This window comes from Halomonas gemina, from assembly GCF_023554995.1.
In the GTDB taxonomy this organism is placed as follows: Bacteria; Pseudomonadota; Gammaproteobacteria; order Pseudomonadales; family Halomonadaceae; genus Halomonas; species Halomonas gemina.
Window position 1 is genome coordinate 1 of the sequence record NZ_JAMJPK010000005.1, and the last position, 20,613, is coordinate 20,613.

Consider the following 20,613-nt stretch of genomic DNA (forward strand, 5'->3'; position numbering starts at 1 on the left):
TGCGGGAACCACCTGATCCCATGCCGAACTCAGCAGTGAAACCGCTCAGCGCCGATGGTAGTGTGGGGCCTCCCCATGCGAGAGTAGGTCATCGTCAGGCACCTATTCAGAAAAAACCCCGAGTTCATTGAGAGCTCGGGGTTTTTTCATGCGCGGCCCGTGGAAGTGTCACCTGTTATCATGGCGTTGCGAATGAAAACCGGAGATCGTTTCGTGACGTTGACCACCCCGGCCCTGCTGTTTCCCGCCATCTCGCTGCTGCTGCTGGCCTATACCAACCGCTTCCTGGTGCTCGCCCAGCTGATCCGCAAACTGGCGGACGAGGAGCGCGACCGTCATCAGTCCGGCACCGCCCGACAGATCGTGCTGCTGCGTCGGCGCATATCCCTGACCAAGCGCATGCAGGTGGCGGGCGTGTTGAGCTTCCTGCTCTGTACGCTGTCGATGTTCGCACTCTTCCTGTCGCTCGAACTGCTGGGCATGCTGCTCTTCGGCGTGAGCCTGGTGACCCTGTCCATATCGCTGATCTATTCACTCTGGGAGGTGACCATTTCCACCAATGCGCTCAATGTCCAGTTGCAGGATATCGAGGATCAGAGGAAGGGCTCTTCCCCGGTGGCGGCCGAGGAGGCCAGCCCATGAGCGTGCCCGGTGAACTGCTGCTCTATTGTCGCCCGGGATTCGAGCCGGACCTGGCGGCAGAGCTCGAGGACAAGGCAATGGTGCTCGGCTGGCAGGGAGAGTCCGACGTCAAGCCCGACGCCGGTTTCGTGCGCTTCATCACCGGCGGCGATGCCCCGGCCAACGCGCTGCATCGCGCATTACCGCTGCAAAGCCTGGTGTTTGCCCGCCAGAGCCTGCTCGCGTTGCCGCCGCTCTCGCTTCCACGCGAGGATCGTCTGACCCCGATCATCGAGCAGGTCGTGGCGAGCGGCTGGAGCTTCGACTCGGTCTGGCAGGAGACACCGGACACCAACGAGGCCAAGGCCCTCGCCGGGTTGATCAAGGCGCTCAAGCGACCGCTGGAGTCGCTGCTCAAGAAGCGGGGCGCCCTGCGGCGCAAGGCCGGCGGGCGCCGGCTTCACCTGCTGTGGAGTGACGGTGATCGCGTGCAGTTGGGCATGAGCTTTCCCGGCAACCGCAGCGAACTCCCCGGGGGAATTCGCCGGCTACGCTTTCCCCATCGAGCACCGAGCCGCTCCACCCTTAAACTGGAAGAAGCCTGGCACGAGTTCATCCCGCGAGACGAATGGGACGAACGCCTCGGGGAGGGCATGCAGGCGGCCGACCTGGGCGCTGCCCCCGGCGGTTGGACCTGGCAGCTGGTGCAGCGCGGGATGCATGTCTATGCCATCGACAACGGCCCCATGGACAAGGGGTTGATGGCCACGGGGCTGGTGGAACACCTGCGCGAGGACGGTTTCATCTGGGAGCCGCCCGGCCGGCTCGACTGGCTGGTGTGCGATATCGTCGACAAGCCATCACGCGTGATGGCGATGGTCCAGCGCTGGCTGTTACGTCGCTGGTGCCGGGAGGCGGTCTTCAACCTGAAGCTGCCCATGAAGCGGCGCTGGCAGGAGGTCTCCCGCTGCCTGTCGGGTCTGGAGTCGGCCCTCGCCGAGGCCGGCGTGCGGGCCGAGGTGGCATGTCGCCACCTCTACCATGATCGCGAGGAGGTGACGGTACACGTTCGGATCCTGGACGGGGCCTGACCCGCGCGCCGTCAGTGGGTCGTCGGCTCGTAGATGCGGATACGCTCCTCTTCGGTCAGCAGTGGCAGCAGGCTCTGCATGACCCGGGCACGTGTCTCGCTCTGGTACCACTCCTTCCAGGCGCGCATGTCGCGCCACTTGGTGATCATCAGACGTCGATCGCTGTGGCCAAGCTCGACGAGGCTCTCGCCGCCGACGAAGCCACGCGCGCCGAGGGAATGGCGCATGGCCTCCCGGGCAGCCGCCTCGTATTCCTCCTCCAGGCCGGGCATGATACGACGTTCGATAATGATCTTTATCATCCGTTACTCCCTTACTTAACTGTCCTGCAACGAGGTCATCGATGGTTGATTCCGCGGATTCCCTGCCGGCCTGTGATGCGCAACTCGATACCACTGGGCTCTACTGCCCCGAACCGATCATGCTGATGCACAACAAGGTGCGAGACATGCACGCGGGGGAGGTGCTCAAGGTGATCGCCAGCGACCCGGCCACGACCCGTGACATCCCCAAGTTCTGCAGTTTCCTCGGGCATGAGCTCCTGCACCAGCAGGAAGATGACGGCAGCTACCTCTACTTTATCCGTCTCGGCTGAGTCGCGGCCAGCCCGTCACTCGGCCGGTGTGTCAACGTCGTTGCCGGGCATGACCATCAGCGCCAGGGCCTCGAGAGTGGTGGGGTCCTCGTGGCGGATGCGGTTGGCGATCTGCCGCTGGAAGAAGTAGACCACGCGGTGGCGACTGTGGCCGGGATAGAGGCAGGGATCGCCGGGCAGGATCGGGGTGGTCTCGACGAGGCGTTCGTCGGCGAGCAGGGCCTCCACGGTGCCGTCGCTGTAGAGGCGCCAGCCGAAGACCTGCTTCAGCTGCCAGGGCGCATCGTTCTCGTCCATGCACAGGGCATGGGTCCCCTGGGTCTCGGGAAGCTGCTGGATCAGCGTGGTCTCGTCGGTCTCTTCGTAATCGAAGTAGGCGGCGGCATGCTCGAGCTCCAGCACCTTGTGCTCGGGCGCCTCCTCGAAGAGCTCCTCGGTCTCCGGGTCGCGGTAGCCGATGAAATGGCCGTGCTCGGCGTCATCCAGCCGGTGGCAGGGCGTGAGGGCTTCCATCCAGGGCACCAGGCCGACTACCTCGCCATCTTCCTGGAGTCCCCAGGCCAGCAGGGGCATGCCGTACAGGGTGTCGGCATCCGAGGCGAGCCGATAGACCATCTCCAGGTTATCCAGCTCGGGCGAAAGACGAACCAACCGGCGTCGGGCCAGTTGACGTTGGCGCATGGCCTCCAGGTCGATGACCCGGGCGGAGCGGGGTGACTGCGGGATTCCCATGATGTCCCTCCAAGTGCTGCGTGGTCACGGCATCGGCCTGGTCAGCAGCGCACTGCGTCACTGTTGTCTCATCAATAGCACAGAGTGATTGCCGAGGTTAAGTCCCGGTGGCTGATCCGCAGTGACGGGCGAGCCGGAGGCGCAGTGCAGCATGGTGGTCGCGGGCCGCCGTGAAGGCCGGCAGGGGGGCCTCGGGGGCGCTCAACGAGAGCCAGCGTCGCCGATAGTCGGTCACCGCCGGCGGGGGGGCTACATGCACCTCGAGGAGGGCGTCGATGGCCCCGAGCCAGTGCCGCGCGGCGCGGTCGAGGTCGTCCAGCCAGGCCGCCAGCCGGGTCGCCTCGGGGGAATCCGCCAGGTCGTCGGCCGCCCGGCGGCAGGCTGCCCCGTCGAGGTGCTCCAGGGTCTCTTCGATCAGCGTCGAGGCCTCGCCCAGGCGCTGCTCGGCCAGCAGCAGGGCGCGCAGCAGCTCGGCGGAGAGCGGGCGCTCCTGCAGGGTCTTGAGGTGACCCTCGAGGGTGGCCGAGTCGGCCAGCCAGTCACGGTCGAACTGATGCAGGGTCGCCTCGCGCAGGTAGCTCAGGGCGGCACTGCGCGGCTCGACCTCGTCGAGGGCGTCGGGGGAGAGGGGAGAGCTCGCCCGGGAGAAGTTCTTGACCCACTCTTCGGAGGCGAACAGGGCGTTCCAGCTGACCCGTGGCAGCTGATCGGTCTTGGTGGCGGTGAGCCGGGCCAGGCGTTCGCGGCTGTCATCGGAGAGGGCGTCCGGCACCTCGCCGTTCCAGCAGCTACTCAGCCGGCGCCACAGCTCGAGCTCGTAGAGCCAGCGCTGGCTGGGGGCCGCCACCATGCCGAGCTGGTTGTTGCGTCCCGCCACGAGGTTGGCGATGTGGCACTCGCGCAGGGCATAGATGTCGAGCATGCCCTCGCGGGTCCCGGCAATCTCGAACAGCCGCTGGTCATGCTCGGGGAAGGCACCGATGTTGTCCGGAGTCGAGCGCCGCGGCACTTCGCGGGAGAGGCTCTCGGCGAGGCGCTGCTGGTAGTCGCGCAGCAGCGTCTCGCTGTCGCCCTCGCCGCAGCCGGCCAGCAGCAGCAACAGTATCGCCACCAGTCCCCGGGTTCCGCGAAGGCGGGAAGCATGGCCGGCATCAGCCGGCAGGAATCTCGATCTGTCCATGGGTCGTCGCCTTGCTGATGCGCCTGAGCCGCTCTCCCAGCAGCACGGCGGCGGTGGTCAAGCCGGCAATCAGGCCGATCCAGTAGCCGTACACGCCCAGCGGGTCGATCCACCCGAACAGGCCATGCGCGCCCAGCCAGTGTCCTCCCCCCAGCCCCACCAGCCAGTAGGCCAACAGGGTAATCAGCATGACGATGCGGGTGTCCTTGTAGCCTCGCAGGGCCCCGGCCAGGTTGACCTGCAGGGCGTCCGAGACCTGGTAGAGCATCGCCAGGCCGACCAGCGTCAGGGTCAGGCGCTGCACCTCGCTGTCATGAGTATAAAGCCCGATCACCGGCTCGGCGGAGAACCACAGCAGCAAGTTGTTGAGCGCCGCCACGGCTAGCGCTACCAAAATGCCATGCCAGGCCACCAGCCGGGCGGCCTCGGGGCGGCCCTGCCCCAGGGTGTTACCGACCCGCACGGTCAGGGCCATGCCCAGGGAGAGCGGCAGCATGAAGAGGATCGAGGTGTAGTTGAGCGCCACCTGGTGCGCCGCCACGGTGATCTCGCCGAGGCTGGCGATGAACAGGGCGATCAGGGTGAACAGCGTCACCTCCACGAAGATCGCCACACCGATGGGCACGCCCACGTGCAGCAGCTCGCCGATGAGCGGCCAGCGCGGGGGCGTGGGCGAATGCCAGAGCGCGACGTCACCATAGGCCCGGGAGCGGCGGGTGTAGGCGATCATCGCCAGGCCCATCACCCACATGGAGAGCGCCGTGGCAATGCCGCAGCCCAGGGCGCCGAGGGCCTGCAGGCCCTGAACGCTGCCGGGAAGCCAATCGCCGAACAGCCCCGTCAGCCCCTCGCCGCCGTAGATCAGCACGAAGTTGCAGGGGATGTTCACGCCGAGGCCGACCAGGCTGATCCACAGCGACGGTCGGGTATGGTTCATGCCGTCCGAGAAGGCGCGCAGCGCCTGGAAGAGGGCCACCCCGGGCATGCCGAAAGCCACGGCGGCCAAGTAGGCGGCGGCGCGCCCGGCGACCTCCTCGGGCACCGCCATCAGGCGAAACACCGGCATCACCGTGAACCACAGCAGCGCCGCGGCGATCATGCCCAGGACGAGGGCGATCCACAGCGCCTGGTGGACGCTGGGACGGATGCCCGCCGTGCGGCCGCCTCCCAGCAGCTGGGCGACGATCGGTGTCAGTCCCATCAGGGTACCGGTCATGAACAGCATCAGCGGCAGCCACAGGCTGGAACCCACCGAGACCGCCGCCAGGTCGGTGGCGCTGAGTCGTCCGGTCATCATCACGTCGACGACGCTCATGCCCGCCTGGGCCAGCTGGGCCCCGCAGATGGGCAGCGCCAGGCGCATCAGGGGCCGCGTTTCCTGGCGACTGGTGACCAGCAGGCGTGAGGCGAACGAGGCCAAGGCAGCAGCTCCATGCGTCGAGGTCGGGGCGATAGCGTCGGGCTCAGGACGGGCGCCGGCAGGCCGCCCAGTCTATCAGGGGGCAACGATTTTCGCTGTGCCCCGGCCTGCCCCTATAATGGCGCCCTTTACGCCTTCCAGGAGCCCGTGTGAGCCACCGACTCGAGGATGTGATGGCCCTGTTCGACGGCCTCTTCCAGCCCCGCTACCAGACCCGCCTGGTACGCGGCGGCGACGAGCCGCTCTACCTGCCGGCGGACGATGCCTGCCCCTGGCACCGGGTGATCTTCGCCCGCGGCTTCTACGCCAGCGCCCTGCACGAGGTCAGCCACTGGTGTATCGCCGGGGCCCGGCGGCGATGGCTCGAGGACTACGGCTACTGGTACCTGCCCGACGGCCGGGATGCCCGCCAGCAGCGCGACTTCGAGGCGGTGGAGGTAGCGCCCCAGGCGCTGGAGCTGCTCTTCTCGAGGGCCTGCGGCCTGCCCTTCAACGTCAGCGTCGACAACCTGGGCGAAGTGGAGGTCGACCGCGAGGGCTTCCAGGCTCGGGTCGAGGCGCGTGCCGACCGCTACCTGCGGGAGGGCCTGCCGGGGCGCGCGGCAGCCTTCCGGCAGGCGCTGGCCGCCTTCTACGGTGACGGGGCCAGCCTCGAGGAGGCCGTGGCGTCCGGCCGTCGTTGGCTCGAACCGGTCGAGTCGCGGGCTGTCGAGACGATCGACTAGGCTGAGAGGCATCGCCCAGCCGACCGGAGGCCGACCGTGGCCGACTCCCTGCCTCAGGAACATCGCTTCCTCGCCGCCCTGCATGATGACACCTGGCCCGCGCCGTCTCACGATCACTCCCCCGAGGCCGTCGGGCTCGGCCCCGAGGGGCTGGTCGAGCTCTTCGAGTCCCAGCTGACCAGTCGCCACCTGGACCTCCAGGCTAGACGGCTCCAGGCACGGGGCGAGGGCTTCTACACCATCGGCAGCGCCGGCCATGAGGGCAACGCCGCCATCGCCCGGGCCTTCCGCCCCGGCGATCCCGCCTTCCTGCACTACCGTGATGCCGCCTTCCTGATCCAGCGCAGCCGTGCCGTGCCGGGCCAGACGCCGATCCGCGATCTGCTGTTGAGCTTCGCGGCCTCGGCCGAGGACCCGATCTCAGGCGGCCGCCACAAGGTGCTGGGCTCAAGATCCCTCGGCATCCCGCCGCAGACCAGCACCATCGCCTCCCACCTGCCGAAGGCGGTGGGGGCGGCCCACAGCCTCGGCCTGTGGCGTCGCCTGGGCGGTGGCGGCGAGTGGCCGCCGGACAGCGTGGTGATCTGCAGCTTCGGGGATGCCTCCTTCAACCACTCCACCGCCCAGGGCGCCCTCAATGCCGCGGGCTGGGCCGCCTGGCAGGGCGCACCCATGCCGCTGGTGATGGTCTGCGAGGACAACGGCATCGGCATCTCCATGCCCACGCCGCCCGGCTGGATCGCCGCCAGCATGCGCGCGCGCCCCGGCTTCCACTATCTCGCTTGTGATGGCCTCGATCTGCTGGACACCTGGCGCGTCGCCTGCGAGGCGGCGCGTATCGCCCGCATCCGGCGTCAGCCGGTGTTCCTGCACATGCACTGCGTGCGGCTGTTCGGCCATGCCGGTTCCGATGCCCAGCAGGCCTACCTGCCGGCTGCCCGCATCGAGGCGGATGAGGCCCGCGATCCGCTGCTGGTCAGTGCCGGCCTGCTACGCCGCCACGGCGTGCTCTCCGTGGAGGAGGTCGCCGAGCGCTACCGCGAGATCGGCGATCGGGTGGCCCGAGAAGCCGAGGCGGTGATTTGGAAACCCAAGCTGGAGCGCGTCGAGCAGGTCATGGCCAGTATCGTGCCGCCATCGCGCCCCGGTCGGCAGCGATCCTGGCAGGGGGAGGTCGACGCCACCCCGGCCCCCATGGCCAGGCTGATCAACCAGGCGCTGGCGCGGCTGATGACCCGCTACCCTCACCTGGTGATGGCCGGGGAGGACATCGGCCGCAAGGGCGGCGTCTACGGGGTCACCCAGCGTCTGCAGGCGCAGTTCGGCCCGCACCGAGTGATCGATACGCTGCTCGACGAGCAGAGCATTCTGGGGCTGGGGATCGGCCTGGCGCAGAGCGGCCTGGTGCCGATCCTCGAGATCCAGTTCCTCGCCTACCTGCACAACGCCGAGGACCAGCTGCGCGGCGAGGCGGCCACGCTGAGCTTCTTCTCCAACGGCCAGTACACCAACCCCATGGTGATACGCATCGCCGGGCTCGGCTACCAGAAGGGCTTCGGCGGCCACTTCCACAACGACAATGCCATTGCCGTGCTGCGCGACATCCCCGGGCTGCTGGTGGCCTGCCCCTCCAGCGGGGCCGAGGCGGTGGGGCTGCTGCAGGAAGCGGTCCGCCTGGCCGACGAGCAGCAGCGGGTGGTGGTGCTCCTCGAGCCCATCGCCCGCTACCACGCTCGAGACCTGCTGGAGGAGGGCGATGATCGCGGCTGCTGTGTCGATCCGGGGCCGGACTACCGCCTGGCAGTCGGCGAGCTCGGCCAATGGGGAGAGGGGCGTGATCTGGCCATCGTCAGCTACGGCAACGGGCTTCACCTGTCACGGCAGGCGGCCGTGCGTCTCGAGGCCGAGGGCATCGCCTTGCGTCTCATCGACCTGCGTTGGCTGACCGCGATCGACCACGCCGCTCTGCGTCGCCGGGTGGCTGACTGCGATCGCGTGCTGATCGTCGATGAGTGTCGGCGGTCGGGCTCGCTTAGCGAGGAGCTGATCACCGGCCTGGTCGAGCGCGGCGTGTCGGGGAAGCGCCTGGCGCGGCTGACTGCCGAGGACAGCTTCATTGCCCTGGGGCCCGCCGCCACGGTCACGCTGCCCTCGGTGGCGGGCATCGTCGAGCGGGCCCTGGCGCTGCTGGGGCGGTCGCGGGCGTAGTTGCCGTGGGGCCCGCTCAGTCGTCGGCGTCGTCGCCGTCCAGCAGACGGCCATCGAAGGGGGTGGCCTCGGGGGGCGCGACGCCGGGGGCGAGTCGCCGGTGCAGGTTGAGCATCACCGCCACCTCGTGCTCGGGACGCAGCGGCTCGAGGCCCAGCTCGCCGAACAGCTCGCCCCGGGCCCGGGACCAGCCGCCGGGCTCGAGGTCATCGTAGAGGCTCTCGGCCGGGGCCAGTTCGACGAAGGGGTCGAGGCCATAGGTGTCGAAGAGCCGCGAGATCGCCGCCTCGTCATCGCTCACGCCGGCCGTGAAGAGGGTTTCGCTGAAGTGGTCGTTCTCGAGCTCGCGGATCACGTCCAGCGGGCTCACGCCCATGCTGTTGAGCTCCTCCAGGCTGTACTCGCCCAGCGAGACCATCTCGCCGTCCAGCCAGTCGTCGTCCGGCTGGATCAGGGTGTGCTTGACCCGCCCGTCGGGCAGCGTCCAGGCGATGGCCAGCGGCAACCCGCCATCCTCGCCGGTCTCGACGGCGATGAAGCCGGGGATTTCCTTGCTCTCGGGGCCGGCCATGTCAGGACTCCTCATGTTCGGTGGCGTGGCGCGTCTCGCCCGCCGGCAGGCGGAAGAAGGCGAGCGCGGTCGCGGTGGTGGCACGGGCCAGTTCGGCCTCGTCCATGCCCCGCCAGTGGGCGATCTCCCGCACGATCCATGGCAGGAGCGCCGGTTCGTGGCGTCTGCCCTTGAGTTTGGCAGGTAAATTGCGCGGCAGCAGGTAGGGGCAGTCGGTTTCCACCATCAGCCGGTCCAGGGGGATCTCGTCGACCAGCTCGCGCAGGTGGTGGCCGCGACGCTCGTCGCACAGCCAGCCGGTCAGGCCGATATGCAGGTCCAGGTCCCGGTAGCCGTAGAGGGTCTCGCGGTCGGCGGTGAAGCAGTGGATTACCGCATCGGCGATATCGTCGCGCCAGGCGTGCAGCATCTCGCGCATGCGTCGCCCGGCATCCCGCTCATGGAGGAACAGCGGCTTGCCACTCTCCGCCGCCAGGCCGAGCTGGGCCTCGAAGGCGCGCTCCTGCTCGGCGGGGGTGGAAAAGTTGCGGTTGAAGTCCAGGCCGCACTCGCCCACCGCCACCACCTCGGGCTGGCGGTGCAGGTCGCGCATCGCCCGCGCCAGCGCCGGATCCCACTGGCTGGCGTCATGGGGATGCACCCCGGCGGTGGCGAAGAGTCCCGGGTGGCGACGCGCCAGTTCCACGGCCTGTTCGGCGTGCTCGCGGTCGGTGCCGGTGAGGATCAGGGTGGTGACGTTCGCCGCCCGGGCACGGGCCAGCACCGCCGGCAGGTCGCGGGCGAAACTCTCGTGGGTCAGGTTGGCGCCGATGTCCACCAGCGGGGCAGGCGAGGTGAAGCGCAGGGCCTCGGGCAGGACGTCGTCGAAGGTGTCGGTCGGGGCAACCAAGGCGGAACTCCTTCAGGGATCAGGCGCGCATTGTACCCGTCGCCACGCCGGGCCGGCCATGCGTTACACTAGCGCCCTCAATGAATGAAGAGGTGAGCGCGTGACCCTGCTACGTCTGGAACAGCTGCAACTGGCCTACGGTAACCAGGTACTGCTCGACGGTGCCGACCTGGTGCTGGAGAAGGGCGAGCGCCTCGCCCTGGTGGGGCGCAACGGCACCGGCAAGTCGACCCTGCTCAAGCTGGTAGCCGGCGAGATCCAGGCCGACGGCGGCAACATCTGGCGGGCGCCGGGATTGAAGATCGGCGTGCTCGCCCAGGAGCTGCCGGATGCCACCGGCCAGACCATCTTCGACGTGGTCGCCCAGGGCCTCCCCGAGGCCGGTGAGCTGCTCTCCGAGTATCACCACCTGATCCACGACGAGGACCCGGACATGCGCCGCATGGCCGAGCTGCAGACGCGGATCGAGGCGATCGACGGCTGGTCCTTCCACCAGCGCATCGACGTGGTGCTGACCCGGCTGGGGCTGCCCGCCGACGCCGAGATGGCCGCGCTCTCCGGTGGCTGGCGGCGCCGCGTGGCGCTGGCCCGGGCACTGGTCGCCGAACCCGACCTGCTAATGTTAGACGAGCCCACCAACCACCTGGACCTCGACACCATCGCCTGGCTGGAAGAGCAGCTGCTGGACTTCAATGGCGCCGTGCTCTTCATCACCCACGACCGTGCCTTCCTGTCGCGGCTCGCCACGGCGATCCTCGAGCTCGACCGCGGGCGCCTGGGCCGCTATCCCGGCGATTACGCCGCCTATCAGGAACAGAAGAACCACGAGCTGGAGGTCGAGGCGCGCGAGCACGCCGAGTTCGACAAGAAGCTCGCCCAGGAGGAGGCCTGGATCCGCCAGGGCATCAAGGCACGTCGCACCCGCAACGAGGGCCGGGTGAGGGCGCTGGAGCAGCTGCGCCGGGAGCGCAGCGAACGCCGCGAACGCCAGGGCAAGGCCTCGCTCGCCGTCGACAGCGGTGGGCGCAGCGGCAAGCGGGTGGTGAGCCTCGAGCACGTCACCCAGCGCTTCGGCGCGGAGGTGGTGATCGATGACCTCAGCCTGGATATCCAGCGCGGCGACCGCATCGGCTTCATCGGTCGCAACGGTGCCGGCAAGACGACCCTGCTCAAGATCCTGCTCGGCGAGCTCGAGCCGACCGCGGGCAAGGTGCAGTTCGGGACCAAGCTGCAGGTCGCCTACTTCGACCAGCTGCGCGCCGGGCTGGAGCCGGAGAAGAGCGTCTACGACAACGTGGCCCAGGGCAGCGACCGCATCGCCGTGGGCGGTCGCGACCGCCATGTGATGAGCTACCTGCAGGACTTCCTGTTCACCCCCGAGCGGGTGCGCCAGCCGGTCAAGGCGCTCTCCGGTGGCGAGTCAAATCGCCTGCTGCTGGCCAAGCTGTTCACCCAGCCGGCCAATGTCCTGGTGCTCGACGAGCCGACCAACGACCTCGACGTCGAGACCCTGGAGCTGCTCGAGGAGCTGCTGCTCAATTTCGACGGTACCCTGCTGCTGGTTTCCCACGACCGTGCCTTCATGGACAACGTGGTGACCAGCGTGCTGGCCTTCGAGGGCCAGGGACGGGTGCGCGAGTATGTGGGGGGCTACAGCGACTGGGTACGCCAGGGGGGGCGACTGCCGCCGGCGCCTTGGGAGGGAGCGGCGCGTCAGCAGGCCGAACCCGCGGCCCCGGCGGCGAGCGACACCTCGGTATCGGCCAGGTCAGCCTCCGAGGCTTCCCCGGTGAACCGGCCGGTCAAGCTCTCCTACAAGCTGCAGCGCGAGCTCGATGGCCTGCCGGCCGAGATCGAGCGTCTGGAATGCGAGGTGGCCGCCTTCGAGGCGCAGGTGGGCGACCCGGCCTTCTACCAGCAGGATGCCGAGACCGTCTCGGCGACCCTGCAGTCCCTGAACGACATCCAGGCCGAGCTGGAAGCGGCCATGGAGCGCTGGATGGAGCTGGAGGCAATGGCGGCCGGCGAGTGAGAGCGCGATGAGTTGCTTGCCTCGGACCTGAAACACGAAAGGCGCCCTGGGGGCGCCTTTCCGGTGGAGTGGGCCGAGGCCGGTTACTCCTCGCTCTTCTCGCCCTTGGCGCCCACCCGCACGGCCAGCACGTCGCACTGGGCGCCGTGCAGCACGCCGGTGGAGGTGGAGCCGAGCAGCAGGGCGAAGCCATGGCGGCCGTGGGAGCCGACCACGATCAGGTCGACGTCCTGCTCCTCGGCAAAGCGGTGGATCTCGGTATCGGGCATGCCCACCACCACATGCTGGTTCTCTTTGGGCACGTGGGTATCGGCGATCTCGGCCAGGCGCTGCTTGGCGTGTTCGTCGAGCTGGTCCTGGATGCTGGTGAGGTCCATGGGGATATCGCCGCCATAGGCGAAGCCCAGCGGTTCCAGGGTATGCATGATGGACAGCTTGGCCTGGTTGCGGTCGGCGATCTGCATCGCTCGCTCAAGCACCTTGTGGGAGTCCTTGGTCAGGTCGACGGCGACCAGGACATGACGATATTCGTTGCTCATGGTGTGACTCTCCGTACAGCATCCAGCGTGTTTGGGGATGCTTCCACTCTAGGACGCCTTGCGTGACAAGACAACGACTTGCATCAAGATTCACAGGGAGAACGGCATGGCCTGGTTGATCATTCTCGTCGCGGTGATGCTGGTGATCTCGCCGGTACTCTGGCTCAAGCCGAACCCGCGCCAGAAGCGGGTGGCGCGGATGCGCACGGCCATGAGCCGGGCCGGCGTCACCGTCAAGCTGGCCCGGCCGCCGCTGCATGATGCCAAGGGAGTCATGCCCCACTACCGCTGGCCCTATCCGCCACAGCAGCCGGGGCCCGATTTCATGCTGGTACGGGACACCGAGGCCGGACCGGCGCTCAAGCCGTTCCGCCATGGCTGGTGCTGGCGCGTCGAGCCGCTGCGGCCCCTGCCGACGGCAGCCGAGGCACCCCTCGAGGCGCTGCTGACGCGCCTGCCGCTGGATGCCATGGTGCTGGAGTCGAACCGGGCGGCGCTCGGCCTCTGGTGGTGGGAGTCACAGGATGCCGAGCGTTTCTCCAGCTACCTGGAGGACTTCACGGCGCTGCGCGACGCCCTCGCCGGGCGTCCCGACCAGCTCGGGAAGGACGCGCCCCTGGAGGGGCCGCGCGCCTGAGGTCCGTCACTCGGTGTCCTCGTGGGCCTGGATCGCCAGGCCGTTCTCCTCGATGCGCGACAGCAGGCTCGCCAGCTGGGCGACCTCCGCGTCGTCGAGGCCGGCGAGCATCTCGCTGCGCGCCTGGTTGACCACCGCATCGATCTGCTCCAGTAGCGGCGTGGCTTCGGGGGTCAGGAAGATCCGCTTGGTGCGGCGGTCCTGCTCGCAGCCGCGCCGCTCGATCAGGCCCTGCTCGGAGAGTTGGTCCAGGGTGCGGACCAGGGAGGGGGCCTCGACGCCGATGGCGCGGGCCAGGTCACACTGGGGCTGGCCATCACCGAGTCGCCAGAGGTGGTAGAGGGTGATCCAGCGGGTCTGGGTCAGGCCCAGCGGCGCCAGTCGCCGGTCGATGACGGCACGCCACAGGCGCGGCACGCGGGACAGCTGGAAGCCGATGTTCTGGTGCATGGGTCTGTGCATCCGGGAGAAGCCTGAGCGGATTGTCCGAACCGCCGACGTGGAATGCAAGCAGGCTTATCATTGCACCCTCTCTTCAGCGCCCGCGTCATCCTCTGCCTCGCCTGCCTCGCCTGCCTCGCCTGCCTCGCCTGCCTGCTTCTCGCCGTCTGGGGCCTCCTCGACTCCCGGGGAGGTGGGCGCCTTCGCCGATGCCTCCTGCTGGACGTCCTCCTCGGCGGCGTCCTTGGGGGCCGACTCGGGCCGGGGCAGCAGCCGCCGGACATCCAGGCCGGGAATGCCCGAGGGCCGCTGGATGGTACCGTCGGCCAGGGTGGCCGCCCGGGCGTCGTCAGTCACCGTGAAGCGCAGCATCCCGATCCGCTGGCCGCTGTCGGTCATCACGTCGATGCGCCACGTGCCACGCGCGTCCGCGGGGAAGTTCTGCTTGTGGCTCCAGGCCCGGTAGCCGGCCTCGCGGCCCCCCTGGATCTCCAGCGGGATGCGGTCGACCTCCTCGCCGTCCTGTCGCCATACATGCACCACCTCCTCGCGCAGGCCGCGGGGAGCATGGATTGCGGTGAAGGCGTAGAGCCCCTCGCTGGCCAGCGCCGCCGGGGTCAGCGGCGTGCTGCCGAGGGGGCTCCTGGCCTGGGTATCGAACTCGGGCGATAGGGCGCTGCCCGAGATCCACAGGCTGGCCGGCGGTACCCAGACGCGTCCCGCCCAGGCCACGCCGGCCAGCAACGGCAGCAGTGCCAGCATCGCCAGCCAGCGCGAGGGGCTCATGGGGCGAAGCAGGTGCATCAGGCTCGGCAGGCTGAACAGCACCATGGCGCCGATGGCCAGCAGCAGGCTCTGCCCGGTGGTCAGGTGCAGCAGGGTCGGCAGGGTGACCAGCACCACCAGGAACACGCACTGTGCATGGAAGGCGAAGTAGAGCCAGCGCAGCCGCCCGGCCAGCCGATAGTAGAGCGGGTCGAGGATCGACAGCAGCGCCATGGCCAGGACCAGCAGGGTGAAGAGTGCCTGGCCGCTGTGCCATACCGTGGTGGCGAGCAGGAAGGGCAGGGTGAAGAACAGCGTCTCCTGGTGGATCAGCTGGGCGATGAAGGTGGTTACGCCACGCGGCAGGGTCGGGTAGCCACGCCGGGCCAGCAGTCGGCCGATCAGGCTCTCGGAGAGCAGCAGCACCCAGGCCAGCAGCATGCCCAGGGCCAGCATCGCCCCCAGCCACTGCTGGCGCTCCACCAGGAAGAAGCTCCCCAGCCCGGCGGCCAGGGCCATCGGTGGCCACAGCCAGCTCCAGGGCCGGACGCGCTCCACCAGGCTCTCGAGGCGGGCCTGCCAGGCACTCAGGCGCGGTGACGAGCTGCCGGCGGCAGGGGGGGCAGAAGGCTGGGGCGCGTCCATCGGCGTTTCTCGGTTCATCCGGCGAGTCTAACAGCGCTCGTCCCGCTGGGGTGAGTCGCCGGGGACGTGCCATGCTGTTGGCAGGGGCTTGACGTGCGGGCTCGGCTGCACCAAGCTGTCGAAAATCAAACGGCCGTATGAATTCCTGCATGGAGGTTCGTGGATGATCTATCAAGGCAATGCCATCACGGTGGCGCGTGGTCTCGAGGGCGCTGGCGATGCCATCGCCACGCTCACCTTCGACCTGAAGGACGAGTCCATCAACAAGCTCTCCAGCGCCGTGGTCGCGGAACTGGGTGAGGCCGTCGCGGCCATCCGGGCCGAGAAAGGCCTCGAGGGCCTGGTGATCGGCAGCGCCAAGGAGGCGTTCATCGTCGGCGCCGACATCACCGAGTTCCATGGCATGTTCGAGCAGGGCGCCGAGCAGATCGAGGCCATGCTCGAGCGGGTGCACGGCATCTTCAATGCCATCGAGGACCTGCCGTTCCCCACCGTCACCGCCATCAATGGCCTGGCGCTGGGTGGTGGCTGCGAGATCACCCTGACCACCGACTTTCGCGTCATGGCCGAGTCCGCGAAGATCGGCCTGCCCGAGACCAAGCTCGGCATCCTGCCCGGCTGGGGCGGCTGTGTGCGTCTGCCGCGCCTCATCGGTGCCGACAATGCCGTGGAGTGGATCGCCGGTGGCACCGAGAATCGCGCCGACGCCGCCCTCAGCATGGGCGCGGTGGACGCCGTGGTGCCGGGCGAGCAGCTGCAAGCCGCGGCCCTGGATATCCTGGCTCGCGCCCATCGTGGCGAGCTCGACCACCAGGCCCGCCGCGCCGAGAAGAGCGCCCCGCTCACGCTCGGCCCCATCGAGCAGATGATGGCCTTCGAGACCGCCAAGGGCTATGTGGCCGGCAAGGCGGGCCCGCACTACCCGGCACCGGTGGAGGCCATCAAGGTCATCCAGAAGGGCGCCGGCGAGTCGCGCGCCCGGGCCCAGGCCATCGAGGCCAAGGCCTTCGCCAAGCTGGCGCTCTCCGAGGTGGCCTTCAACCTGGTCGGCCTGTTCATGAACGACCAGGTGGTCAAGAAGAAGGGCAGCCAGTACGAGAAGCAGGCGCGGCCCGTCAAGCAGGCGGCGGTGCTCGGCGCCGGCATCATGGGGGGCGGCATCGCCTACCAGAGCGCGTCCAAGGGCACGCCCATTTTGATGAAGGACATCAAGGAGGAGGCCATCGAGCTCGGCCTCAAGGAGGCCCGCAAGCTCTTCGCCAAGCAGGCGGAGCGGGGCAAGCTCTCCACCGGCCAGATGGCCGAGAAGCTCTCGAACATTCGCCCGACCCTCTCCTATGGCGACTTCGGCCATGTCGACCTGGTGGTCGAGGCCGTGGTCGAGAACCCCAAGGTCAAGGATGCGGTGCTCACCGAGGTGGAGGGTCTGGTAGGCGAGGAGACGATCCTGACCTCCAACACCTCGACCATCTCGATCACGCGCCTGGCCCAGAACCTCAAGCGGCCGGAGAACTTCTGCGGCATGCACTTCTTCAACCCGGTTCACCGCATGCCGCTGGTGGAGGTGATCCGCGGCGAGAAGACCGGTGATGCCGCCGTGGCGGCCACCGTGGCCTACGCCCGGGCCATGGGCAAGACGCCCATCGTGGTCAACGACTGCCCCGGCTTCCTGGTCAATCGCGTGCTCTTCCCCTACTTCGGCGGCTTCAGCCAGCTGGTGGAGCAGGGCGCCGACTTCCAGCGCATCGACAAGGTGATGGAGAAGTTCGGCTGGCCCATGGGCCCTGCCTACCTGCTCGACGTGGTGGGCATGGACACCGCCGTGCACGCCGGCGAAGTGATGGCCGAGGGCTTCCCGGAGCGGATGGCCGGCATGGCCGGTGACAGGGGGGAAGGTAAGGGCAAGAGCGCCATCCAGGTGATGTTCGAGAACGATCGCCTGGGGCAGAAGAACGCCAAGGGCTTCTACGCCTACGAGGAAGACCGCAAGGGCAAGCCGCAGAAGGTGCGCGACGAGGCCGCCATCGAGCTGGTCAAGGGCGTGGCCAGCGAGAGCCGCGAGTTCTCCGACGAGGAGATCATCGCTCGCATGATGGTGCCGCTGTGCCTGGAGACCGTGCGCTGCCTCGAAGACGGCATCGTCGGCAGCCCGGCCGAGGCCGACATGGCGCTGATCTACGGCATCGGCTTCCCGCCGTTCCGCGGCGGTGCGCTGCGCTACATCGATGCCATGGGCGTCGACGCCTTCGTCACCCAGGCCGAGCGCCTGGCCGAGGAGCTCGGCCCGCTCTACGCGCCCACCGAAAAGCTGCGCCAGATGGCCGCCTCCGGCGAGAAGTTCTACGCCAGCAAGGCCCAGGGCTGATGCTTCCACACAAGATGCCACGCAACGGTCGGGACGTTCCGGACACTATTTAAGGAGTTATCGATGAGCTTGAATCCGAGAGACGTGGTGGTGGTCGACTGTGCCCGTTCCGCCATGGCCAAGGCGAAGCAGGGTGCCTTCCGCCACGTGCGTGCCGAGAATCTCTCCGCCGCGGTGATGCAGGCGCTGTTCGACCGCAACCCGGGGCTCGACCCGGCCGAGGTCGACGACGTGATCTGGGGCTGCGTCAACCAGACCCTGGAGCAGGGCATGAATGTCGCCCGCAACGCGGCGATCCTCACCGGCATCCCGCACACCGTGCCGGCGCAGACGGTCAACCGCCTGTGCGGCTCCTCGATGAGTGCGCTGCACATCGCCGCCGCCAACATCCGGGCCGGCATGGGTGAGTTCTACATCATCGGCGGCGTGGAGCACATGGAGCACGTCGGCATGACCCATGGCGTCGACGTCAATCCGGCGGCCAGCAAGCACGTGGCCAAGGCGGCCATGATGATGGGGCTGACCGCCGAGCTGCTGGGCAAGATGCACGGCATCTCCCGCAAGGAGCAGGACGCCTTCGGCGTGCGCTCTCACCAGCGGGCCCAGGCGGCGATGGAGAACGGCGGTTTCGACCGCGAGATCATCGGCATCGAGGGCCACGACGGCAACGGCTTCCGGGTGCGGGTCGACCGCGACGAGGTGATCCGCGGCGACGCCAGCCTGGAGAAGATGGCCGAGCTCAAGCCGGCCTTCGACCCTCGCAGCGGCACCGTCACCGCCGGCACCTCCTCGGCGCTCTCGGTGGGAGCGGCCGGCATGGCGGTGATGAGCTACGAGCGCGCCAGGGCGCTGGGCCTCGAGCCCATCGCCCGGGTACTCTCCACCGGCGTGGCCGGCTGCGATGCCTCCATCATGGGCTATGGCCCGGTGCCGGCCTCGAAGAAGGCGCTCAAGAGCGCGGGCCTGACCATCGACGACATCCAGAACGTGGAGCTCAACGAGGCCTTTGCCGCCCAGGCGCTGCCGGTGCTCAAGGACCTGGGCCTGCGCGACGCCATGGACGACAAGGTCAACCTCCATGGCGGCGCCATCGCCCTGGGCCATCCGCTGGGCTGCTCCGGGGCGCGCATCAGCACCACCCTGCTCAACGTGATGCAGGAGCGCGATACTACCCTGGGCCTGGCGACCATGTGCATCGGCATGGGGCAGGGCGTGGCCACGGTGTTCGAACGGCTCAAGTAATCCGCACGGCCTGATAACGGTCGCGGTGATACGCAGGACGGCACCCTACTCGGGTGCCGTCCTGCGTTGCGAGGTGCGTTGTCACTCGCCCAGTAGCGCAGCGCGCACGGCGGCCAGGCGTCGTTGCTCATTGCGCTCGGACATCATGCTTTCGGGCTCGAGCCATCCCCGTTCGTGATAGTAGCGCAGCGCCCCTTCATGCAGTGGCGCGCTGAGCCCCTCGCGGATCATCGCCTGGGGCGTCAGATGGGCCAGGGCAGGATGGGCCGCCTTGAAGCGCGTGAAGTTGTCGAAGACGCTGGCTACCAGCCGGTAGACCAGGTCGGAATCGGTGTCTGCCGTGGTGACCAGGGTGGCCTTGACACCGAAGGTGTGTATCTCGGGCTGGTCCGGGCCGTAGAGGCCGGCGGGGATCGAGGCCCGCGTGAAATAGGGGTAGGCGTCCACCAGCAGATCGACGAAGTCGCCCTGCACGTCGACGATCTTGGCATCGCACAGCCGGATGGCCTGGGCCACCGAGGCGTTGGGATGGCCCACGGTATAGACCATGGCATCGATGTTGCCGTGGCAGAGCTCCATGGACTGCTGGTCGGCCGGCAGGTCGTGGATCTGGCGGAAGTTGGTGCGGCTCCAGCCGCGGGCATCCATCAGCCGGAGCATGGTGCCGCGCTGCCCGGAACCCGGGTTGCCGATGTTCACCGAGCGCTGCTGAAGGTCCTCGAAGTCCCGAATCCCGGCATCACGGCGCACCACCAGGGTGAAGGGCTCGCTGTGCAGCGAGAAGACCGAGCGCAGCTCCTCGTTCGGGCCGTCTTTCCGGAATCCCTCTGTGCCCAAGGTGGCATACTGATGCAGGTCCGACTGGGCCATGGCGAGCTGCAGTTCGCCGCGTCGCAGCCCGCGCAGGTTGGCACTGGAGCCGTCGCCCGGCTGCGCCCGGCAGGGCATATCGACGGCGCGACAGAGCGCTCGGCCGACCACGTGGTAGACCCCGGCGGGACTGGCGGTGGCGATGATCAAGGGGTCGTCGGCCTGTGCCGGCGGCGGGCTCCAGAGGAACAGGCTGGTCAGGCCGATGGCCAGCAGCCTTGCGGTTGGTTTCATGACTCACCTCGCGTCAGTGAGTCGGCCAGAGGCACTCCAGAACCAAGAGGGGCTGGGCGGAAGCCAAAAGGCGAGACTCCATATCGCGTCTGGTCGACGGGTTGTGTTGTTCTGTTGATCTTGTTGTTGTCTCGTTGTCGCGCGACCAGCCGATGCGGCGTTCGACAAGGCCCGAAAATCCCTGTGAGTAGACGGGCGTCCTTGAGGTATAGCAGGTGCTTAAAAGTCGGAAGGGACTATCAACGGAATTTAATCGCATATGGTTAGAGCACGCCGGCGTCAAGCCCGGCGGCCATCGACATGCCCAGCTCCTCCACCTGCTCGACGAAATCCTCCTGCCAGTCGCCGCGCAGGATCAGCGGCGCCTGCACCCACTTCCAGCGCAGGCCGGTGACGATCCCCTCCACCGCTCGGCGGGTGCCGGTGCCGTCGCGGCCGGCGCGAACATAGAGCGCGCAGGGCAGGCCCTGCTTCTCTTCCAGCACCGGGTAGTAGCTGCGGTCGAAGAAGTCCTTCAGGGCGCCGCTCATGTAACCCAGGTTCTCGGTGGTGCCGAGCAGGATGGCATGGCAGCCCAGGACATCCTCGGGGCCGGCCTCCAGGGGTGGCTTGACGGTGACCTCGACGCCCTCGATGTCGGGGTGGCGGGCGCCGCGCTCGGCGGCCTCACGCAGCTTGAGGGTATTGGGCGAGGGGGCGTGGGCGACGATTAGCAGGCGAGGCATGGCGGTCTCCCGGGTTGAACTCGTGGCTTGCGGCCATCATGCCATGGAGAGGTGGCGTTGACAGGCGCCGGGCTTTCTCCGACGCT

The 20,613-nt window shown here is 68.2% G+C and carries 20 protein-coding genes and 1 rRNA gene; 10 read left to right on the forward strand and 11 right to left on the reverse strand.

Annotated elements, in window-relative coordinates:
* The 3 genes from rrf to rlmM form a co-directional block, all read left to right on the forward strand.
* Positions 1–100, forward strand: a 5S ribosomal RNA gene (gene rrf / locus M8009_RS11460); the annotation flags it as partial.
* A gap of 113 nt (positions 101–213) precedes the next feature.
* A complete protein-coding gene (locus tag M8009_RS11465; protein ID WP_250061200.1) occupies positions 214–642 on the forward strand; it encodes a DUF2721 domain-containing protein in 429 nt (142 codons plus the stop codon).
* Positions 639–1,712, forward strand: a complete 1,074-nt coding sequence (rlmM, locus tag M8009_RS11470; protein WP_250061201.1) for a 23S rRNA (cytidine(2498)-2'-O)-methyltransferase RlmM — start codon at positions 639–641, stop codon at positions 1,710–1,712. The genes M8009_RS11465 and rlmM overlap by 4 nt, the downstream gene beginning before the upstream one ends.
* A gap of 11 nt (positions 1,713–1,723) precedes the next feature.
* Here rlmM and M8009_RS11475 read toward each other — a convergent pair whose 3' ends face one another.
* On the reverse strand, positions 1,724–2,014 hold the full coding sequence (locus tag M8009_RS11475) for an antibiotic biosynthesis monooxygenase family protein (protein ID WP_106228982.1): 291 nt from the start codon (positions 2,012–2,014) through the stop codon (positions 1,724–1,726).
* Positions 2,015–2,055: 41 nt separating this feature from the next.
* Between M8009_RS11475 and tusA the strand changes: the two genes are divergently transcribed.
* A complete protein-coding gene (tusA, locus tag M8009_RS11480; RefSeq protein WP_106228983.1) occupies positions 2,056–2,307 on the forward strand; it encodes a sulfurtransferase TusA in 252 nt (83 codons plus the stop codon).
* A 15-nt stretch (positions 2,308–2,322) separates the two neighbouring features.
* On the opposite strand, the gene M8009_RS11485 is transcribed toward tusA, so the two are convergent.
* The 3 genes from M8009_RS11485 to M8009_RS11495 all read right to left on the reverse strand — a co-directional run bounded on the left by M8009_RS11485 (position 2,323) and on the right by M8009_RS11495 (position 5,582).
* Positions 2,323–3,039: a hypothetical protein gene (locus M8009_RS11485; protein ID WP_250061202.1), complete on the reverse strand. Its 717-nt coding sequence runs from the start codon at positions 3,037–3,039 to the stop codon at positions 2,323–2,325.
* Positions 3,040–3,136: 97 nt separating this feature from the next.
* A complete protein-coding gene (locus M8009_RS11490; RefSeq protein WP_250061203.1) occupies positions 3,137–4,219 on the reverse strand; it encodes a DUF3080 family protein in 1,083 nt (360 codons plus the stop codon).
* Positions 4,191–5,582: an MATE family efflux transporter gene (locus M8009_RS11495; protein ID WP_250061908.1), complete on the reverse strand. Its 1,392-nt coding sequence runs from the start codon at positions 5,580–5,582 to the stop codon at positions 4,191–4,193. Before M8009_RS11495 ends, M8009_RS11490 begins: the two co-directional genes overlap by 29 nt.
* A gap of 206 nt (positions 5,583–5,788) precedes the next feature.
* Here M8009_RS11495 and M8009_RS11500 point away from each other — a divergent pair, with 206 nt between their 5' ends.
* Positions 5,789–6,364, forward strand: coding sequence for an elongation factor P hydroxylase (locus tag M8009_RS11500; RefSeq protein ID WP_347709843.1), 576 nt, complete (start codon positions 5,789–5,791; stop codon positions 6,362–6,364).
* A 36-nt stretch (positions 6,365–6,400) separates the two neighbouring features.
* Complete coding sequence (locus M8009_RS11505; RefSeq protein WP_250061205.1) at positions 6,401–8,572, forward strand: thiamine pyrophosphate-dependent enzyme; 2,172 nt, start codon at positions 6,401–6,403, stop codon at positions 8,570–8,572.
* Positions 8,573–8,588: 16 nt separating this feature from the next.
* Here the strand turns inward: M8009_RS11505 and M8009_RS11510 are convergent, their stop codons facing one another.
* Both M8009_RS11510 and M8009_RS11515 read right to left on the reverse strand, forming a co-directional pair.
* Positions 8,589–9,143, reverse strand: a complete 555-nt coding sequence (locus tag M8009_RS11510; protein WP_250061207.1) for a hypothetical protein — start codon at positions 9,141–9,143, stop codon at positions 8,589–8,591.
* Between the two features lies 1 nt (position 9,144).
* Entirely contained in the window at positions 9,145–10,032 is an 888-nt protein-coding gene (locus M8009_RS11515) for a TatD family hydrolase (protein WP_250061211.1), read from the reverse strand.
* A 100-nt stretch (positions 10,033–10,132) separates the two neighbouring features.
* Here M8009_RS11515 and M8009_RS11520 point away from each other — a divergent pair, with 100 nt between their 5' ends.
* Positions 10,133–12,064 carry an ATP-binding cassette domain-containing protein gene (locus M8009_RS11520; protein WP_250061213.1) on the forward strand — a complete coding sequence of 644 codons (1,932 nt, stop codon included), beginning with the start codon at positions 10,133–10,135 and terminating at the stop codon, positions 12,062–12,064.
* A gap of 83 nt (positions 12,065–12,147) precedes the next feature.
* On the opposite strand, the gene M8009_RS11525 is transcribed toward M8009_RS11520, so the two are convergent.
* The gene (locus tag M8009_RS11525; protein ID WP_250061215.1) at positions 12,148–12,603 is read right to left on the reverse strand and encodes a universal stress protein; all 456 of its coding nucleotides are present in this window, start codon (positions 12,601–12,603) and stop codon (positions 12,148–12,150) included.
* 106 nt (positions 12,604–12,709) lie between these two features.
* Here M8009_RS11525 and M8009_RS11530 point away from each other — a divergent pair, with 106 nt between their 5' ends.
* Positions 12,710–13,240 carry a preprotein translocase subunit YajC gene (locus M8009_RS11530; RefSeq protein WP_250061217.1) on the forward strand — a complete coding sequence of 177 codons (531 nt, stop codon included), beginning with the start codon at positions 12,710–12,712 and terminating at the stop codon, positions 13,238–13,240.
* A 6-nt stretch (positions 13,241–13,246) separates the two neighbouring features.
* On the opposite strand, the gene slyA is transcribed toward M8009_RS11530, so the two are convergent.
* Both slyA and M8009_RS11540 read right to left on the reverse strand, forming a co-directional pair.
* Positions 13,247–13,690 carry a transcriptional regulator SlyA gene (slyA, locus tag M8009_RS11535; RefSeq protein ID WP_250061219.1) on the reverse strand — a complete coding sequence of 148 codons (444 nt, stop codon included), beginning with the start codon at positions 13,688–13,690 and terminating at the stop codon, positions 13,247–13,249.
* A 69-nt stretch (positions 13,691–13,759) separates the two neighbouring features.
* On the reverse strand, positions 13,760–15,091 hold the full coding sequence (locus tag M8009_RS11540) for a DUF5924 family protein (protein ID WP_250061221.1): 1,332 nt from the start codon (positions 15,089–15,091) through the stop codon (positions 13,760–13,762).
* 163 nt (positions 15,092–15,254) lie between these two features.
* Here M8009_RS11540 and fadB point away from each other — a divergent pair, with 163 nt between their 5' ends.
* A complete protein-coding gene (fadB, locus tag M8009_RS11545) occupies positions 15,255–17,456 on the forward strand; it encodes a fatty acid oxidation complex subunit alpha FadB (protein ID WP_250061223.1) in 2,202 nt (733 codons plus the stop codon).
* 63 nt (positions 17,457–17,519) lie between these two features.
* A complete protein-coding gene (gene fadA, locus M8009_RS11550; protein ID WP_250061225.1) occupies positions 17,520–18,698 on the forward strand; it encodes an acetyl-CoA C-acyltransferase FadA in 1,179 nt (392 codons plus the stop codon).
* Positions 18,699–18,779: 81 nt separating this feature from the next.
* On the opposite strand, the gene M8009_RS11555 is transcribed toward fadA, so the two are convergent.
* The gene (locus M8009_RS11555) at positions 18,780–19,802 is read right to left on the reverse strand and encodes a TAXI family TRAP transporter solute-binding subunit (RefSeq protein ID WP_250061226.1); all 1,023 of its coding nucleotides are present in this window, start codon (positions 19,800–19,802) and stop codon (positions 18,780–18,782) included.
* A gap of 263 nt (positions 19,803–20,065) precedes the next feature.
* Positions 20,066–20,527: a flavodoxin family protein gene (locus M8009_RS11560; RefSeq protein WP_250061228.1), complete on the reverse strand. Its 462-nt coding sequence runs from the start codon at positions 20,525–20,527 to the stop codon at positions 20,066–20,068.
* Positions 20,528–20,613: the final 86 nt, after the last annotated feature.

Excerpts from the sequence above, each read along its gene's own strand:
- rlmM (WP_250061201.1), top strand. The coding sequence starts at position 639 with ATGAGCGTGCCCGGTGAACTGCTGCTCTATTGTCGCCCGGGATTCGAG.
- M8009_RS11475 (WP_106228982.1), bottom strand. The coding sequence starts at position 2,014 with ATGATAAAGATCATTATCGAACGTCGTATCATGCCCGGCCTGGAGGAG.
- tusA (WP_106228983.1), top strand. The coding sequence starts at position 2,056 with ATGGTTGATTCCGCGGATTCCCTGCCGGCCTGTGATGCGCAACTCGAT.
- M8009_RS11485 (WP_250061202.1), bottom strand. The coding sequence starts at position 3,039 with ATGGGAATCCCGCAGTCACCCCGCTCCGCCCGGGTCATCGACCTGGAG.
- M8009_RS11490 (WP_250061203.1), bottom strand. The coding sequence starts at position 4,219 with ATGGACAGATCGAGATTCCTGCCGGCTGATGCCGGCCATGCTTCCCGC.
- M8009_RS11495 (WP_250061908.1), bottom strand. The coding sequence starts at position 5,582 with ATGCGCCTGGCGCTGCCCATCTGCGGGGCCCAGCTGGCCCAGGCGGGC.
- M8009_RS11510 (WP_250061207.1), bottom strand. The coding sequence starts at position 9,143 with ATGGCCGGCCCCGAGAGCAAGGAAATCCCCGGCTTCATCGCCGTCGAG.
- M8009_RS11525 (WP_250061215.1), bottom strand. The coding sequence starts at position 12,603 with ATGAGCAACGAATATCGTCATGTCCTGGTCGCCGTCGACCTGACCAAG.
- M8009_RS11530 (WP_250061217.1), top strand. The coding sequence starts at position 12,710 with ATGGCCTGGTTGATCATTCTCGTCGCGGTGATGCTGGTGATCTCGCCG.
- slyA (WP_250061219.1), bottom strand. The coding sequence starts at position 13,690 with ATGCACCAGAACATCGGCTTCCAGCTGTCCCGCGTGCCGCGCCTGTGG.
- M8009_RS11540 (WP_250061221.1), bottom strand. The coding sequence starts at position 15,091 with ATGGACGCGCCCCAGCCTTCTGCCCCCCCTGCCGCCGGCAGCTCGTCA.
- fadB (WP_250061223.1), top strand. The coding sequence starts at position 15,255 with ATGATCTATCAAGGCAATGCCATCACGGTGGCGCGTGGTCTCGAGGGC.
- fadA (WP_250061225.1), top strand. The coding sequence starts at position 17,520 with ATGAGCTTGAATCCGAGAGACGTGGTGGTGGTCGACTGTGCCCGTTCC.
- M8009_RS11555 (WP_250061226.1), bottom strand. The coding sequence starts at position 19,802 with ATGAAACCAACCGCAAGGCTGCTGGCCATCGGCCTGACCAGCCTGTTC.
- M8009_RS11560 (WP_250061228.1), bottom strand. The coding sequence starts at position 20,527 with ATGCCTCGCCTGCTAATCGTCGCCCACGCCCCCTCGCCCAATACCCTC.